At 69.9% G+C, this 15,362-nt stretch carries 12 protein-coding genes; 6 read left to right on the forward strand and 6 right to left on the reverse strand.

Annotated elements, in window-relative coordinates:
* Positions 1–119: 119 nt before the first annotated feature.
* Positions 120–1,277, reverse strand: a complete 1,158-nt coding sequence (locus K7G59_RS04060; protein WP_225830419.1) for a Dyp-type peroxidase — start codon at positions 1,275–1,277, stop codon at positions 120–122.
* Between the two features lie 87 nt (positions 1,278–1,364).
* Here K7G59_RS04060 and K7G59_RS04065 point away from each other — a divergent pair, with 87 nt between their 5' ends.
* Positions 1,365–2,702 carry a nitrous oxide reductase family maturation protein NosD gene (locus K7G59_RS04065; RefSeq protein ID WP_225830743.1) on the forward strand — a complete coding sequence of 446 codons (1,338 nt, stop codon included), beginning with the start codon at positions 1,365–1,367 and terminating at the stop codon, positions 2,700–2,702.
* Positions 2,703–2,709: 7 nt separating this feature from the next.
* Here K7G59_RS04065 and K7G59_RS04070 read toward each other — a convergent pair whose 3' ends face one another.
* The 3 genes from K7G59_RS04070 to K7G59_RS04080 all read right to left on the reverse strand — a co-directional run bounded on the left by K7G59_RS04070 (position 2,710) and on the right by K7G59_RS04080 (position 8,032).
* Complete coding sequence (locus K7G59_RS04070) at positions 2,710–3,390, reverse strand: hypothetical protein (RefSeq protein ID WP_225830420.1); 681 nt, start codon at positions 3,388–3,390, stop codon at positions 2,710–2,712.
* A 274-nt stretch (positions 3,391–3,664) separates the two neighbouring features.
* Positions 3,665–6,076, reverse strand: coding sequence for an SdrD B-like domain-containing protein (locus K7G59_RS04075; protein ID WP_225830421.1), 2,412 nt, complete (start codon positions 6,074–6,076; stop codon positions 3,665–3,667).
* Between the two features lie 1,485 nt (positions 6,077–7,561).
* Positions 7,562–8,032, reverse strand: coding sequence for an ATP-binding protein (locus tag K7G59_RS04080; protein WP_225830422.1), 471 nt, complete (start codon positions 8,030–8,032; stop codon positions 7,562–7,564).
* A 146-nt stretch (positions 8,033–8,178) separates the two neighbouring features.
* Between K7G59_RS04080 and K7G59_RS04085 the strand changes: the two genes are divergently transcribed.
* Both K7G59_RS04085 and K7G59_RS04090 read left to right on the forward strand, forming a co-directional pair.
* The gene (locus tag K7G59_RS04085; RefSeq protein ID WP_225830423.1) at positions 8,179–9,051 is read left to right on the forward strand and encodes a helix-turn-helix transcriptional regulator; all 873 of its coding nucleotides are present in this window, start codon (positions 8,179–8,181) and stop codon (positions 9,049–9,051) included.
* On the forward strand, positions 9,048–9,239 hold the full coding sequence (locus K7G59_RS04090) for a DUF397 domain-containing protein (protein WP_225830424.1): 192 nt from the start codon (positions 9,048–9,050) through the stop codon (positions 9,237–9,239). Before K7G59_RS04085 ends, K7G59_RS04090 begins: the two co-directional genes overlap by 4 nt.
* A gap of 137 nt (positions 9,240–9,376) precedes the next feature.
* Here K7G59_RS04090 and K7G59_RS04095 read toward each other — a convergent pair whose 3' ends face one another.
* Complete coding sequence (locus K7G59_RS04095) at positions 9,377–9,970, reverse strand: hypothetical protein (protein WP_225830425.1); 594 nt, start codon at positions 9,968–9,970, stop codon at positions 9,377–9,379.
* Between the two features lie 402 nt (positions 9,971–10,372).
* Between K7G59_RS04095 and K7G59_RS04100 the strand changes: the two genes are divergently transcribed.
* The 3 genes from K7G59_RS04100 to K7G59_RS04110 all read left to right on the forward strand — a co-directional run bounded on the left by K7G59_RS04100 (position 10,373) and on the right by K7G59_RS04110 (position 14,837).
* On the forward strand, positions 10,373–12,229 hold the full coding sequence (locus K7G59_RS04100) for a DUF4357 domain-containing protein (protein ID WP_225830426.1): 1,857 nt from the start codon (positions 10,373–10,375) through the stop codon (positions 12,227–12,229).
* Positions 12,226–13,458 carry an McrC family protein gene (locus K7G59_RS04105; protein ID WP_225830427.1) on the forward strand — a complete coding sequence of 411 codons (1,233 nt, stop codon included), beginning with the start codon at positions 12,226–12,228 and terminating at the stop codon, positions 13,456–13,458. The genes K7G59_RS04100 and K7G59_RS04105 overlap by 4 nt, the downstream gene beginning before the upstream one ends.
* 425 nt (positions 13,459–13,883) lie before the next feature.
* Complete coding sequence (locus tag K7G59_RS04110; protein WP_225830744.1) at positions 13,884–14,837, forward strand: SDR family oxidoreductase; 954 nt, start codon at positions 13,884–13,886, stop codon at positions 14,835–14,837.
* 12 nt (positions 14,838–14,849) lie between these two features.
* Here the strand turns inward: K7G59_RS04110 and K7G59_RS04115 are convergent, their stop codons facing one another.
* Entirely contained in the window at positions 14,850–15,356 is a 507-nt protein-coding gene (locus tag K7G59_RS04115; RefSeq protein ID WP_225830428.1) for a TspO/MBR family protein, read from the reverse strand.
* Between the last annotated feature and the right edge of the window lie 6 nt (positions 15,357–15,362).

Consider the following 15,362-nt stretch of genomic DNA (forward strand, 5'->3'; position numbering starts at 1 on the left):
AACGAGCCCCTGCGGGTCGGGCGACTGGCTGTGCCAGGAAGGTCAGTTGTGCGTCGGCGTTTGTCAATCGAAAGGCAGTGTGAGCCAGTGAGGTCCCCCTGCCTTCAAGTTGATCCTGATCACCCGAACAGCTGGGAACCGAGCGGGCGTTGCCGGTCGAAGCCGGGGAGGATCAGGAATGTCGCGCTGGCGGTCGTGGTGGTGAAGGGCAGCAGTGCGTCGGAGGTGTCCATGTGGGTGAGGGTGGCGGTGAAGGTCCGCAGGTCGTTCTGGAAGCTGATGAAGAGCAGGCCGGGGGCGGGCTGGTCGGTGCTGTAGGAGCGGCGGAGCATGAGACCGACGCCGACCACGGTGGCGTGCGCTCTGCGCACGTGGGCGTCCGCGGGGACGAGATAGCGCCCGTCCGGTGTCTTGGCTCCGAGTTCCGGGCCCGAGGCGGCGGTGCCGCCGGAGAGGGGTACGCCGCTGGCCCGGCGTCGCCCGAAGACCGCTTCCTGTTCGGCTACGGACAGGGCGGCGAACCGCGGCAGGTCGAGTTCCATACGCCGCAGTACGGCAAGGGTGCCGCCGGCGACCGCAGGGGGCCCGGCCAGCCACAGGTCACGTTGTTGTTCGGCGGTCGTGTGCGGGCCCACGATGCCGTCGATGAAACCGAGCGGGTTGCGTGGCGCGGTAAGGCCGTTGCCGACGGGCACGTTCGTACCGCGGCGTGCGGACTGGCGCCAGCGTTCGTGGATGCGGTCACCGGCGTGGTCCAGGAGCGCGGCGGCGACGACCGGTAAGAGCAGCGCGTCGCTGGCGCAGATCTGTATCAGCAGGTCACCGCCGCGTGCTTGCGGGGCGATCCGCTCGCGGGAGAATCGCGGGAGGTCGGCCGCGCCGGGCAGCGAGGCACCGGCCGTGCGCACCAGCCGAGGGCCCACGCCGACGGTCACGGTGAGGTCGCCCGGCGGCAGGCCCAGCAGCCGCGTGTCGGTGCCCGCTGTGAGTGTGCGGATGGCTTGGCCGAGTTCGGCCAGTAACGGCCCGGGTGCCACGGTGGCACCGAGGTCGGCCACCACGGCGAGCAGGTTGGGCTGGGCCGGCTGGGGGAGCGTGATGCCTGCCTGATGGCGGCCCGTCGCCGGAATCGACACGGGCGCGGCCCCCGGGGCAGGGGCGTGCCGGCCTGGCCGGGTGGAGTCCGATGTGCACCCGGCGGTCAGGCCGGCGGCCATCATGGCGCCGGTGACATCGAGGAACGTGCGGCGTGACGGATGGCGATCGGCTCGGCGCATGGGGTGCAGAGTGCCACACCCGAATCGTGCATGCCGGTCATTCTCGCGCTTTTGGCCCGGGGTTGGGCGTCATGCCAGACTGGGATCATGCCTCGATTAGCTCTTCGCGGGTTGGCGGCGGTAGTGGGCACGCTGACACTGGTGGCAGGCTGCGTCGGCGATGGTGGATCGGACGACGGCCGGCGTCCGGCCGGTTCGCATGTGACGATCCGAGTACCTGCCGATGCCCCGACGATCTCGGATGCGGTGTCCTTGGCTCGGTCCGGTGACCTGGTGCTGGTCGCGCCGGGCGTGTACCACGAGTCGGTGAAGATCGGTACGGCGCGCATCACTCTTCGCGGTCTGTCCCGGGACAAGGTTGTCATCGACGGGCGGTTGCAGCAGCCGAACGGCGTCGTCGTCTCGGCGCCCGGGGTGGCCGTGGAGAACCTGACCGTGGAGAACAACACGCAGAACGGGGTCCTGGTCACCGGTTCGGCGAAGGCGGCCGCCGGCCTGCCAGGGGGAAGCGGCGGCTACGACACCGGCGACGAGCCCGTCACCTTCCTGAAGTCGTTCCTGGTCTCCCACGTGACCGCGACCCGAAACGGTCTGTACGGCATCTATGTGTTCTCCGCCCAGAACGGTGTCATCGAGCACTCGTACGCGTCGGGCGGCGCCGACTCAGGGATCTATGTCGGCCAGTGCAAGCCCTGCAACATCGTGGTGCGGGACAATGTCGCCGAACTCAACGCGGTCGGTTACGAAGGCACCAACGCCAGCGAGGACATGTATGTGGTCGGCAACCGCCTGGTCGGCAACCGGGTCGGACTCACCACCAACTCCGACCACCAGGAGAAACTGGTCCCGCAGAAGGGCTCCGTGATCGCGGGCAATCTCATCGCCGCCAACCAGCGGACGGCCACCCCGGAGCAGGCCGACGGCGGGTGGGGCATCGGCGCCGGTATCGATGGCGGCAGCGACAACCGGTTCGTCCGCAACCGCATCGCCGGCAACCGCAACGCCGGGTTGGTGATCACGGCGACCACCGACATACCTCCGGTCGGCAACCAGATCGTGGACAACACGTTCACCGGCAACGGCGTCGACGTCGGATGGACGTTTCCCACCGCCACGCGGGGACGGGGCAACTGCCTGCGGGGCAACGATCTGCGCACCACCGTGCCCGCCCGGCTCGCGACGGCGGCGGCCTGCCCGGTTCCGGCCGGGGCGTCCTCACCGGCCGGCACGTGGGCGGTGCCGACGGCACCCGGTGGCATCCCGTTCACCGAGGTCGCGGCGCCTGCTCCGCAGCCGCAGTTCCCCCACGCCGCCACCGCGGGCGCCACCGCCGTCCCGCCCGTCCCGGCCCTGCCGAAGACGGAGGGCATCCAGCTGCCGCCGGCGTCCCTGCTCGCCGCGAACGCGCGGGTGCAGACATCCTGAACAGTGGCTACCGGGTCGGGGTGGTTCCGGGTACCGGCTCGACCGGAACGTACCTGTGGCTCCCGAAATCGATGACCACCGGCTCCGGCTGCGAACCCACGCTGACACGGACCCGGTACATGGTGCCGTCGGAGCCGATCCAGTAGCGCACGTTGCCCGCCGTACCGGAGCGGTGGGGGGCGGACGGTCCGGTCATGACGTCCACCCAGCGCCCGTCCACCTGCTCCCGCCCCCACCAGGCAGCGCCGTTCTGCGGCAGCAGTTCGGCGTTGTCCGGCCGGTCGCCGCCGAGACCGAGCGTGATGGACAGGGAGGTGTCCAGCGCGCTGCCGGACGACAGCAGCGGACGGTCGTACCAGCCCGAACGGGGCGGCGACGCGGGTGCGTGCGCCGGGACGTCCGTCATCGGGCGGACGTGCACCGAAGTGGGCGTCCACTGGATCAGCCCGTTGCTGGACTCGTCGCGCCCGGTACCGTGCACCACGCCGTAACCGACCTTGTGCCGGTAGTCGACGGACCCGGTGACGGTCAGCCCGCCGGCAGCGCCCGGCACGGTGATCGTCACCGCGCGGCCCTGCGCCTGGTAGTTACGGAATCGCGTGATCGCGAGCCGGCCCGCCTCCTCCGTCGTCAGCGAACGCGGACCGCCGTGGCCGGAGCCGCCGTCGGCCATCAGAAACGCGGCCATCGCGGCCACGGCGACGGCCGCGATGCCGATGACGGCCGCGGCCCGGCGGGACCGCGGCCATGGGCGCCGGTCAGCCGGACGACCCGGTGGGGCTTGCCGGATTCTCACGCTCCGCACGCGGTTCGACGCTGACACTCTCCGCTCCATCCTCTCGCTCAGCAACCGTCCGGCGGCAGACCATGCCGAGGCCGGCCCCCGGGGACCGGCCGGGACGTGATCCGCCCGTCCGCGCCGTCCGGATCGCGGACGGGCGGATCACTGTTGGGCGGTTCGTTCAGTGTTGCCGGGCGCGACGACTCCGGGTCACGAACGTGATGACCAGGCCCGCACCCACCAGCAGACCGACGGTGCCGATCATCTCCGCCAGCCCGGACGTACCGGTGTTCGCCAGCGAACCCCCGCCTCCACCGGCCGGGGCCGGGTGGTTGGCAGGCGGCGCGGGCGCCGGCGGAGTGGAGGCCGGAGGCGGCGTCGGGGTCGGGGTCGGTGTGGGAGTCGGTGTCGGGGTCGGGGCCGGCGCCTTCTTCGGGATGTACACCCCGGCGTCGATCGTGTGATCGACCCCGCCCGGCTTGTCCGGCGCCGTGACAGGTGCGTAGCCGTTGCACAACGGTCCGGTGGTCGGCGGGGTCACATTGGAGTCGTGCGCACGGTTGCCACCGGCCCGCGGGAGCGTGAACCTCAGCCTGCTCGCCGGGGGCTGCTCGGGCACCTGGCTGGTGTCCGCGGTGCACACGTCGAACTGCACCGTGTACTTCGCGCCCGGCGTGAGCTCGTACGCGGCGCCGACACCGCCGAAGTAGTACTCGCCGGCGGCATTGGTCCTCGTCGTGGCGACCTGTTTGCCGTCCGCGTCCAGCAGGTTGATCGTCGCCCCCGGCAGCAGTACGTGCCCCGGGTCCTGGCTCCCGTTGTGGTCGCCGTCGAACCACACGACGTTGCCGATCTGGATCGGCGCGTTCGCCGCCGCGTACGCGATGTCACCGAGCCCGCCGGCCTTGCCGAACCCGCCCTGTTCCCGGCTGACGAACTGGAACCCGTTGGCGGCCGGGTTGTTGCCCGGGCCCTGACCGGTCGTGATGTCGAAGTACCCGGTCCCTGATGTCGCGACGTTGACGACCGGGTCGAACTCCGTGCTGACGACCCACTGCTGCTGCGGGATGTAGGCCACCGACCCCAGCGCGGTTTCCCGGTGCGCGTTGGCGTAGAAGTCGCCCGGGAAGTACTCGACGACATCGGCGGGCTGGCCACCGTTGTTGGCGGGGGTGGCGTGGTTGGGGCAGTTCCCCGTGCCTTCCCACTGGTACTCACCGGTGGGAGTGGCGCAGACCATGGTGATGTCACCACCGGACATGGCGTTCTCCGCCGTGTCGTTCCCCGGGCGGGGGTCCAGCCCTCCCCAGCTGAGCACGTCCATGAACCGGTCGCGGAAACCCAGGATCATCGAGCCGTCGCGGGCGAAGGCGAGGGAGGCCAGCTCCGGTTGCGGATCGATGAAGACGTTGCCCGACTTGCGGTCGTCCCACGTGTCGAGGCTGGTGTTCCACGGGTTCCAGTGGGTGGCCTTGTCGCCGGAACCGAAGACGGTGCCGCGTTCGTACGTGAGCGGGTGGCTCAGCACCGTGGTGAACCGCTTGCCGTCGTAGGTGGAGACGAAGGCCTTCAGGTCCGTGCGCTGCTGCGTGCTCTCCGCGCTGCAGACGCCGCCGACGTACAGGGTGTTGTCGTGGACCTGGAGACCGAACGGCCGCCAGTCGTCGGGGCTCGCGCACCCCGGGTCCGGGATGGGGACCGTCGACTTGGGCGCCGCGGCGGTGGCCCCTGTCGCGTCGAAGCTCACCAGGCTGCGGGTCCGCAGGTTCACCGCGTACAGCGTGGAGCCGTCCTCCGACAGGGCCAGGCCACCGATGCTCTCCTTGCCCGGCGCGTCGGTGAACCCGGCATCCTTGATCATGTTGCCGGTGTCGTGCCGTGTCTCCGCGGCGTCCGGCACGCGGGCGAACAACTGCGGCGCCCCGGAGCCGTTGACCGGCACCGTGTAGATCGCGTTCCCGCCCTGCGGCCCGTACGGGGCGTACCGGCGGGCGAACGCGCCCTGGAACAGCCGGGTCCGTTGCGTGTCGTACGCCAACCCGAAGGTCGTGCCCACCTGGTCCTGCGTGGCCAGCGTGGTCGGGCACGCCACATCGGTGGGACACGTGCCCCGGGTCTTCGTCCCGAACGCCACCAACGCCCGGTTGTCGGTGCTGTTGGCGCCGCTGTGGACCGGCACGAAGTACCGGGAGTCCGGCAGCGCGTAGTCGGCCGGATCCCACACCCCCGTCACCACTGAGGCGTTCTTTCCGTCCGACACATCCACGAACGACGTGAAGCTGTCGAAGTGGTTCTCGCTCGTCGACGCGGGCGCCGCCCGCAGATAGCCGTTGTACGGCGCCGGGACACTGACGTCGACGCGGTACCGGCCGCCGCTCAGCACGGTCGACCGCGACACCACGACCTTTCCGGTGGCATCCGTGACGCCGGTGACACTGTGCCCGGCGGGGTCGGAGATCTCCACCCTCATGCCCCGCTGCGGCATGTCCATCGTCGCGTTGACCACCCCGGTGCCGAAGAAGTCGCGCAGCACCTCAACCGTCAGCGTGCCGTCGGCGGTCGAAGCGGCGGCCGGTCCAGCCGTCGCTCCCACGGCGCCCCCTGCCAGCAAGAGAACAGATAGCGCGACGCGCGCCGACGGCTCCGCAAGTCTCCAGGCTGACCGGCGCGAGTTCCTGCCGAGTCGATTCATGGCATCACACTCCACACTTCTCTTGTCGTGAAAACGAAGCACTCGCTTCTCCCTGCACGTCCACTTCGTGGCCCCAGGCGCGGACGTCGGTCGCGAACGTCTGTCGCGAACGTCGCGGAATAAAAAGGGCCCACTGCTGTTGCGTGGGCCGCTTTATGGTGATCATGTGAGGATAAGTTGTAAGCGCCGCGAGCCTGAAAGGTAAACGCGCGTTCACGACCTCGGGCAGGACCGCCCTGGGTTGCCTGTTTTTCCAGCTCAATCACGGTACCGTCGCCCCCATTCCCGACCTCGCAGACCGCCATCGCGAGCAACGCGCGATATCCTATCCCCGGGAGTCTCGCCCTCACTAGCAGAACCTCTCAAATTCATCAGGATCCGCGATAGCCTCCGAGCGCTCAGAGAAGGGCGATCGGAAAAATGTACGACTGTGAAATGTGGCCGAATCCGGTCGCGTCGGGTCCGTGCCGTCCGGATGACGCGTCTGGGACGGGCTCGTCATACAGGGGCGTTGCATAGTCGAGATTGGTCCGGTTCGCCTGCTGCACGACCGACCTGGCGTGATAATCGGTATGCGGATTCGGACAGCAGCCTGCGCACCCGGCCCTCCCGGCTCCTGGCCGACCGAGCGCATTCCTCCTGGGAGATCCGCGAGTTCCTGCGCGAGCGAGTCCGGGCGAGTCGGCCGCCCGGCTGCGCTGCTGCCACCACGCCGCAGGCTTTCGCGAAGCGTCTCAGCGAACGCGATGAGAAGCCGTATCGATCACGAGGAAGGTCCTGGCCGAACACGGTCCTTGGCCGGATGGTCTCGGCCGGGTGGATGCGTGAGTACAGGGTCCTTGGTAGCCCGGGTTCGCGACCACTCGCGCGCCAAGAGGCCCTGTTGTTCCCGTCACCCTGGGCGACGCTGCCCGTGCCCACGCCTTCGCTGTCGCCGTAGCGCTGCGCTCGACTACCAGGCCCTGGCCGCGCTGCTGACAGACCGCTGCGCGGCGGCCGGGAAAGCGGCTCTGGACGGGCTGCGGCCGTCCCGCCAGACGGGGCAGCCCAATCTCGCCGTGGATCACCTGGCGGTGCTCGCGCTGGTGTCGGCGCCGCAGGGCAACGGGGAAGACGCGGCGGCCCGGCCGCGGTCCATCACACATCAGGTGTCCATGTGTGTGGCTCGCGCGCCTCCTTTCGGGCGCGCCGCGGGTCCTCGTCGACGACGGAGATCCGGTGTCCGGTGTGGATGTTGGGAATGGCGGTCTCGTGCTCTCCCCGAGTTCGCCGGCTCCCTGCCGGGCGAACGACACAAGCGCCCGGCACTGACATCGAAGGCCCCATGGGGCTCTGCGCTCACGGCCGTTGGTGTGAAGGCGGTTCGCGATGGCCGAGTCCCGTGTCTCACGCCAGGCGCAGTTCCGCCCAGACCGTCTTGCCCGGCGCGGCCTCGCGCGGGGCGACCGCCCAGCGGGTCGCCAGTCCCGCGACGATCAGCAGACCCCGGCCGGACTCCGTGTCGCCGGGCGGTTGTCGGTCGGGAAGCACGGGGATGCGTTCGGTCCGGGTGTCGGTGACCTCGACGCGCAGGATGTCGGTGCCGTGGGTGAGCCGGACGTGGAAGTCCCGTCCGGCGACGTGCCCGTGCCGTACGGCGTTGGCGGCCAGCTCTGCGGTGATCAGCGTGAGGGTGTCGTTGACCCGGCCGCCGTAAGGGTGCCCCCACGCGTCGAGCCGGTGAGAGACCAGCCTGCGGGCGAGGCGCGCGCCCCGAGGGGAGGAGGTGAAGGCCATCGCGAACTCGTGGAGGCTGCGGGCGGTTTCGGCCTCGGCGCCCGGGGCGTGCACCCAGGGGGTGGAGATTCGGCTGTTCATGGGGCCCACGCTGCCGGTGCCGTCCTAGCGTGACCAGATACGGCGCGCGCACGGAGGGTTGCTGTAAGTGGCCGGTGTGCGGGTGTAGGCGGGACGGGGCGTGACGGCCGGCGCGGGGGTGCGTTGGCCGGGGGAGGTGGTACGGGATGAGTGAACCGACAGGGCTGGTGGACGAGGCGTCCGGGAGCGGCGACGGCGACGAGCGGCGGCCTGAACCGGACGCCGGCTCCGGTGTCCTGCGGGTCTTCGGGCGCCAGCTCAAGCGGTTCCGGGTGCGGGCGGGCCTGGAGCGGCACGAGTTCGGCGCGCTGACGGGGTATTCGGTCTCGACCATCGCCGCGTACGAGCAGGGCCGCCGGGTTCCACCGCCGAGGTTCATCGACCAGGCGGACGAGGTGCTGGACGCGGGCGGGGTCCTCCAGGAGATGAAGGAAGAGGTGGCTCGGGCCCAGTACCCGGCGTTCTTCCGGGACGCGGCGCGGTTGGAGGGGGAGGCGGTTGAGCTGCATGTCTACGACACACACCTCATCAATGGGCTCTTGCAGACGGAGGAGTACGCGCGGGCCGTGTTCACCATGCGACGGCCGCTGCTCAGCGACGAGACGATCGAAGAGAGGGTCGCCGCACGTCTCGCAAGGCAGAAGATCTTCAGCCGCCTGCCGATGCCGACCCTCAGCTTCGTCATCGAACAGTCCGTGGTCACGAGGCCCTTGGGCGGCACCTATGTGATGCGCGGGCAACTGGAGCAACTTCTGCTGTGCGGGCAGCGACGCAACGTGGAGATTCAGATCATGCCGAACGCGCGTGACGAGCACGCCGGTCTGGCTGGCCCCTTCACCTTGATCGAGACGCAGGATGCGCGGAGGATCGCTTACGTGGAGGTGTACAAGCAGAGCCGCCTCTACACGGACCGGGGAACCGTCCGTGAGCTCGAAGAGCAGTACGGTCTGCTACGAGCGCAAGCTCTCACGCCCCGCGAGTCGTTGGCCCTCATCGAGGAACTGCTGGGAGAGACATGAACATCGATGTCGAGGAAGTTGTTACGTGGCGCACAAGCAGCTACAGCAGTGGTGAGGGCGGCCAGTGCGTCGAAGTGGCTGTGCAGCCTCACGTCGTCTGTGTAAGAGACTCCAAGGACATCGACCAGCCCGCCATCCCCGTTACTGCTGCCGCGTGGGCGGCTTTCGTCTGCTTCGCGGCCCAGTAGGACATAGGTCTGCCCCCGGTTTCCGCACCGGGGGCAGACCTGTGTCAGGCCGTGTCGGCCACCGCTCCCTTCCGGCGTGCTGTTCGGCTCGGAGTCTGCCCATGCCGGAAACGGAAGGCTTTGCCGGGTCGGCACTCCTAACTGAGGTCCCGTCGACGTTCGGCCAGGCATCGCTGCCACAGTTCGTACGAGCGCCGCGCCTCGTGAAGTGACTCACTGGCGAATCGCCTGTCCGCGAAACCGACGGCGGCGACCTGTTCCACCACGGCCAGCAGGTGTGAGGCCACCCGAGCGACGCGCTCCGCGTGCACGAGTTTCAGCTGGGGCCTCAGCTGCTCTTCGCGGCCGGCCACCGCGAGCAGGTCCGCATAGTCGTCCGGCTCGGCGTAGGCAGAGGGGAGCTTGGGGAGGTCGTCGGCGGTGAGGCGGACGACCGCGGCGGGCGTGACAGCATCGCGGTCCTCCCTGCCCAGTACGCGGTTCAGCAGCCGACGGGTTTCTTCGGTGCTTCGCACGCGGGCGGCGACGGTTTCCAGCTCCTCCAGATCAGCGGCAATGTCCGCTGTGGACTCCGACGCGAGATGTGCACGCAGACGGTCCACGACCTCCGCCCCGGCCTCCGAGGCCTTGTCGATCACGTCGTCGCACGCGTCGAGTTCGGCGAACGCACGCTCGGCCGTCCGGACCGAGGCCCGCACCATCTCGGCCGGGTCGCATTCGAAGCCGCCCACCGCATGTACGAGTTCCTGCACGGACATGCCCAGCGCCGTGGGCAGAGCCTCCGCCTGCGACTTTCCCGTCACCGCCGTCGCTCCGCTTCTCACCGTTCCCCCTCATGACCATTCCCCACCGGAACAGATCATGGACGCAGCACGCTTCGGAGGGCAATCCGGGCTTCAACTGTCGGCCGGAAACGCTGCTGTGGCTGTGATTCCGCCACGCGCCACCTGGAGAATGCCCGCATGTCATGTCAGGGGCCGCCGTGGCGCTGCCCGGGCCGGAGCGCCGCCCTTCGCCGCCGTTCCCGACGAGGGGGACCCGCCGTTGCCGAGGTCGTCCGGCTGCCCCATGAGGGCGGCCAGGACCTTGTTCGAGTAAGTTCCTGCCGCTGACCCGAGCGACTGAGGAGACGAATGGCCGAGGAGTACCCGGAGTTCCTGCTGCGCCTGCCGCACGGCGGGCCGTCGGCACGCGGGCGGCTGCTCGCAGAGAAGGGGACCAACGGCAGCCAGAAGATGGTGGTCCTGGCCGGTTCACCGGCCCGCCCTGAGGTCGTCCCCTCCTTTCCCTTGCGGATGCCCTCCTCGCACCGGCTGCGGGAACAGCTGCGTGAGGAAGGCAGGATCAGGGAGACGACGACCTGGCCCGGGTGGCTCGAGGTGGTCAGTGACGTCGAATGCAACTCACCGTCCGCCGCGGCAGAGATACTCCTCGGGCGCAGCGCCAACGGCTGGCTGGAGTGGAAGACAACCGACGGTCGGCCGCTCGCCGATTTCCTGGAACAGGCGTCGGCCGGCCCCAGCCGCGCCTGGCTGGTCCGCGATCCCAACGTCACCGGCTTCGATCCGGTCGACCGGGAGCGGCTGGCCGAGGGGCGTGTGACGCTCGCCGCGGACCGGCTGAGGCCTGGGGTGGCCCCGGGCATCAGCAAGGAGCAGTTGCGCGCCATCGTGGACGCGGACTACGAGTCGGCGGTCGCCTACAGCCAGAAGGCCCGTTTCGTCGATGAGTTCCACGCGTTCCTCTCCCGGATGAGACCAGGCGACACTGTCTGTGTGTTCCCCGGCGGAAAGCTGTATGTGGGTGAGATCACCGGGAACGCCGAGCAGGTCGCCTCCGAGGACGGGCGGAGCATTCTGCGGCGCCCGGTGGAGTGGGGCGAGGGCTACCCGTACGACAAGCTCCCGGAGGAGCTCCAGCAGAAGCTGAACACGGGACACGACCTGGTCGATCTGACGGCGGTCAAGGGAATCCTCGACGGGCTCTGGCTCTCCGACGAGGAACTGAAGAAGGCGGCCAGGGAATCCGCCGACACCTCCGGTGTCACGATCCAGGCCATCACCGCCCGCCGTGAACTGGACTTCCCCCAGCCCGACGAGGCGCTGCGCAAGAAGCTCAACGTCCACAGCCTCGAATGGCTGCGCGAGGTGCGCGACCTGCTCTGGGACGAACGGCAGCTGATCTTCTACGGGCCGCCCGGAACCGGCAAGACGTACCTCGCGCAGGAGCTCGCCGAATTCCTTGGCGGCGGTCCGGAGCAGGTCAAGCTGGTCCAGTTCCACCCCAGCTACGCCTACGAGGACTTCTTCGAGGGATTCCGTCCCCGGGAGGACCCGGACACACACGAGGTCGCGTTCCGGCTGACCCCCGGCCCGCTGCGCGAACTGGCCGACCTCGCCCGCCTGGAGGGCAACCGGCACATCCCGCACTTTCTGATCATCGACGAGATCAACCGGGCCAATCTGGCCAAGGTCTTCGGTGAGCTGTACTTCCTGCTGGAGTACCGCAAGAAGTCGGTTCGGCTCACCTACTCGGGCGAGGACTTCGCCCTGCCCCGGAACCTGTTCGTCATCGGGACGATGAACACCGCCGACCGGTCCATCGCACTGGTGGACGCAGCGATGCGACGGCGTTTCGCGTTCGTGGAGCTCTCTCCGAGAACGGAGCCCACGAGCGGACTTCTGCGGCGCTGGCTGAAAAGCGAGGGAAGGGATGCCGCACCGGCCGATCTGCTCGAAGCGCTCAACGCCCGCATCGACGACGCCGACTTCCGCATCGGCCCGTCGTACCTGATGAAACCCGGCGTCTACCGCGAGGGCGGACTGGAGCGCACCTGGCGGACAAAGATTCTGCCCCTCCTGGAGGAGCACCATTACGGGGAAGGGGTGGACATCGAGAAGCGGTACGGGCTGGAGGCACTCCAGGCTTCTGTGGCTGCGCGCAGGACACCGGAATCGGATGGCGCAGGGGAAGGCCCCGGCACGCCGTGACCGAAGTTCACCTCGTCGAACACGCCGCGGCGAAACTTGTGCCCCTCCCGGACGAAGCAGGGCGGGCCCTGGCCATCTCGAAGATCGTGGACGCCGTCCCCGATCCGTACGAGTCGGGGCTGTGGCGACTGAGGGCGGGGAGCAAGGTGGGGGCCATGGAGCTCCACGTCCCGGGAGGCGAGACCGTTCGGCTGCGCATCACGCCCAAAGTGCCCGTCGGCCGCCTGTTCTTCCTGCTCGGCTACAGCCTTGACCCGCGGGGTTGGCGGGATGGAGCGGTTGACGTCGCGGGATACGACGAACTGATGCCCGCCTTCGCCCACACAGTGGAGCGGCAGACGGACCAGGCACTACGGAAGGGGCTTCTGCAGGGCTACCGGCCCACCGAATCCACGGCATTCGTCGTCCGAGGCCGGATCCGGGAAGCGGAGCAGATCCGGCGCCGATTCGGCGCCCCGCTGCCGGTGGAGACCGCGTACGACGAGTTCACCACGGACATCGCCGAGAACCGCATCCTGCGGGCTGCGGTGGACCGACTACTGCGCCTGCCCGGCGTACCCCGGGCCGTGCGCACGCGCCTGATGCACCAACAGGCCAGACTCACCGGAGTCACCCCACTCGTGAAGGGGCAGGTGGTCCCGGGATGGCAGCCGAACCGTCTCAACGCTCGGTATCACCAGGCCCTCCATCTGGCAGGCCTCGTGCTGGACGGGGCGTCGGCGGAACACCTGCCGGGCGGGCTGCGGATGAACGGCTTCCTCTTCGACATGAACAAGGTCTTCGAGGACTTCGTATGCGCGGCACTGCGCGAAGCCCTGACCCCTTACGGCGGGCGAGGCGTACTCCAGGCCAGGGGTGTCTACCTGGACGAGGACGACACCATCCGCATGCGGCCGGATCTCGTCTGGTATTCGGAGTCGGGAAGACCGCTGATCGTCGCGGATGCCAAGTACAAGGCGGGCAAGCCGCATGGTTACCCTGACGCCGACCTGTACCAGATGTTGGCGTACTGCACCGCTCTCGGGCTGCAGAACGGGCACCTGGTGTACGCGAAAGGCAACGCACCCCACGCGGGCCACATAGTGCGCCGTTCCGGGACCGCACTCCACCAGCATGCACTCGACCTGGATCGCAACCCGTCGGTACTCCTCAGCGAGATAAGAGCTCTGGCCGCGCTCATGACGAGACAGCGACAGCATCGCCGGGGCGTGGAGCCGCATGAGCTGTGACACTCGTTCGACGCTGGGTATGGGCGTCGCGCGTGGATCAGCCGAAGATGTCGTGCCGGGGCCGCGCCGGGCCCCGGGCCCCGGGCCGGGGGCGAGCAGTACCGCCGTGTTCTCGCCGGCGTCGGTGAACAGCAGGTCCACCGGGGGTCCGCCCACCAGCAGCGTCCGCCTCCAGATCGGTGATGCCGCGTCCGGTGAGGTACTGCTGCTGCAGGCGGGCGGATCGCGTCCGGCCGGCACGGGTAGTCGAGTGGCCGCCCGACGAGGCCGCCGACGCGTACTTCCCGCGCCCCGGTGAGTGAGTACCGCGGAGGCCACGCGGGTACCCGTCGCCCAGCGCGCGTGACGTCCGTCGGGGCGGAGCGCGGGCGATGAGCCCCGCCCCTGGCCCGGCACTCCGGCAGCCGAGGAACAGCGAGAACCCCATGGACAGCGTCACCACCCGCCCTGCAGCCGCGCCCCAGGGCTCGCCCCTGCGAGGGCGTGTCGCCGTCGTCACCGGAGCCGCCCGCGGCATCGGGGAGGCCCTCGCGCGGCGGCTTTCCCAGGACGGCATGCGCGTGGCCCTGCTCGGCCGTGAGGCCGAGACGCTGCGGCAGGCCGCGTCCTCGCTCGGCGCCCCGAGCCTGTGCGTCGAGGCTGATGTCACCGACCAGACGGCACTCCACAGCGCCGCACGGCAGGTGGCGGACCGGCTCGGCGACGCGGCCGTGGTCGTGGCCAACGCGGGTGTCGCGGCCGGTGGCCCCTTCCGCCGCACCGACGCCGACCTGTGGCGGCGCGTCGTCGACGTCAACCTGGTCGGGTCGGCGAACACCGCCCGCGCCTTCCTTCCCCAGCTCGCCCGCACCCGCGGCTACTTCCTGCAGATCGCCTCGACCGCCGCCTTCGGCGCGGCACCGATGATGAGCGCCTACTGCGCCTCCAAGGCGGGCGCCGAGTCGTTCGCCCGGGCCCTGCGCGGCGAGGTGGAGCCCGATGGTGTCGCCGTGGGCATCGCCTACCTCCACTGGACCGGCACCGACATGATCAGCGGCGTGGACGACCATCCAGTGCTGCGCGCCCTGCGCGCCAACCAGCCGTGGTTCGCCCGCCGCGTGCACAGCCCGGACGAGGTGGCCGACTGGCTCGCCGCCGGCGTGCGGCGTCGCGCCCACCAGATCTACGCGCCGCCCTGGCTGCGTCTGTGCCAGCCACTGCGGCCGCTGTTCCCCACGCTGGTCGCCCGTGCGGCCCGGCGGGAGCTGCGCCGTATGTCCGCCGCCGAACTCGCGGTCGCCACCGGGGTCATGGGCGCGGGCGGACGCGCCGACTGGGAGGCGTACAGGTCCGCGGCGCACTGGCCGGCGGGCGGCCCGCACGAGGAGCCGTCCGGATAGCCCGCCGGCCGCTCAGCGGTTGCGGCGGGCGATGGAGGCGTTCAGGGCGGTCGCGAAGCAGCACCAGGCGGCGTACGGCAGGAGGACGCGGGCGGCCCTGCGGTCGACGCGTGCGGTGCGGCGCAGCAGGTCGGCGTTGCTGAGGTCGAGCAGCAGGGTGCCGGCCAGCCCGGCCGCGGGGCTGCGGCGGGCGAAGAAGAGCCAGTTCCATGCCGCGTTCAGTGTCAGGTTGATCGCCAGGCTCCCCGCGAGTCGCCTGCGCAGGCGAACGTCGTCGGCGCGGCCGAACGCATGGCCTGCCGCGTACGCGATCGTGGCGTACAGCGGCGTCCACACGGCGCCGAACGCCCAGGGCGATGGTTGCCAGTCCGGCTTGCGCAGCGCGCGGTACCAGGCGCTGTCCGCGTCGACCGCTCGCGCGCCGGCCGCGGCCGTGGTGGCCACCGCTGTCGCCGCCGCTCCGTAGCGCCGCCAGGGCCGGGAGTCAGCGGGGCCGCGGTGTACATGTGCCGGTCTCATGGTGCC

The organism is Streptomyces sp. NK08204, assembly GCF_020400585.1.
In the GTDB taxonomy this organism is placed as follows: domain Bacteria; phylum Actinomycetota; class Actinomycetes; order Streptomycetales; family Streptomycetaceae; genus Streptomyces.

Bases quoted from the DNA above. Each gene is read 5' to 3' on its own strand.
- K7G59_RS04060 (WP_225830419.1), bottom strand. From the start codon at position 1,277: ATGCGCCGAGCCGATCGCCATCCGTCACGCCGCACGTTCCTCGATGTC.
- K7G59_RS04065 (WP_225830743.1), top strand. From the start codon at position 1,365: ATGCCTCGATTAGCTCTTCGCGGGTTGGCGGCGGTAGTGGGCACGCTG.
- K7G59_RS04070 (WP_225830420.1), bottom strand. From the start codon at position 3,390: ATGGCCGCGTTTCTGATGGCCGACGGCGGCTCCGGCCACGGCGGTCCG.
- K7G59_RS04080 (WP_225830422.1), bottom strand. From the start codon at position 8,032: ATGAACAGCCGAATCTCCACCCCCTGGGTGCACGCCCCGGGCGCCGAG.
- K7G59_RS04085 (WP_225830423.1), top strand. From the start codon at position 8,179: ATGAGTGAACCGACAGGGCTGGTGGACGAGGCGTCCGGGAGCGGCGAC.
- K7G59_RS04090 (WP_225830424.1), top strand. From the start codon at position 9,048: ATGAACATCGATGTCGAGGAAGTTGTTACGTGGCGCACAAGCAGCTAC.
- K7G59_RS04100 (WP_225830426.1), top strand. From the start codon at position 10,373: ATGGCCGAGGAGTACCCGGAGTTCCTGCTGCGCCTGCCGCACGGCGGG.
- K7G59_RS04110 (WP_225830744.1), top strand. From the start codon at position 13,884: ATGGACAGCGTCACCACCCGCCCTGCAGCCGCGCCCCAGGGCTCGCCC.
- K7G59_RS04115 (WP_225830428.1), bottom strand. From the start codon at position 15,356: ATGAGACCGGCACATGTACACCGCGGCCCCGCTGACTCCCGGCCCTGG.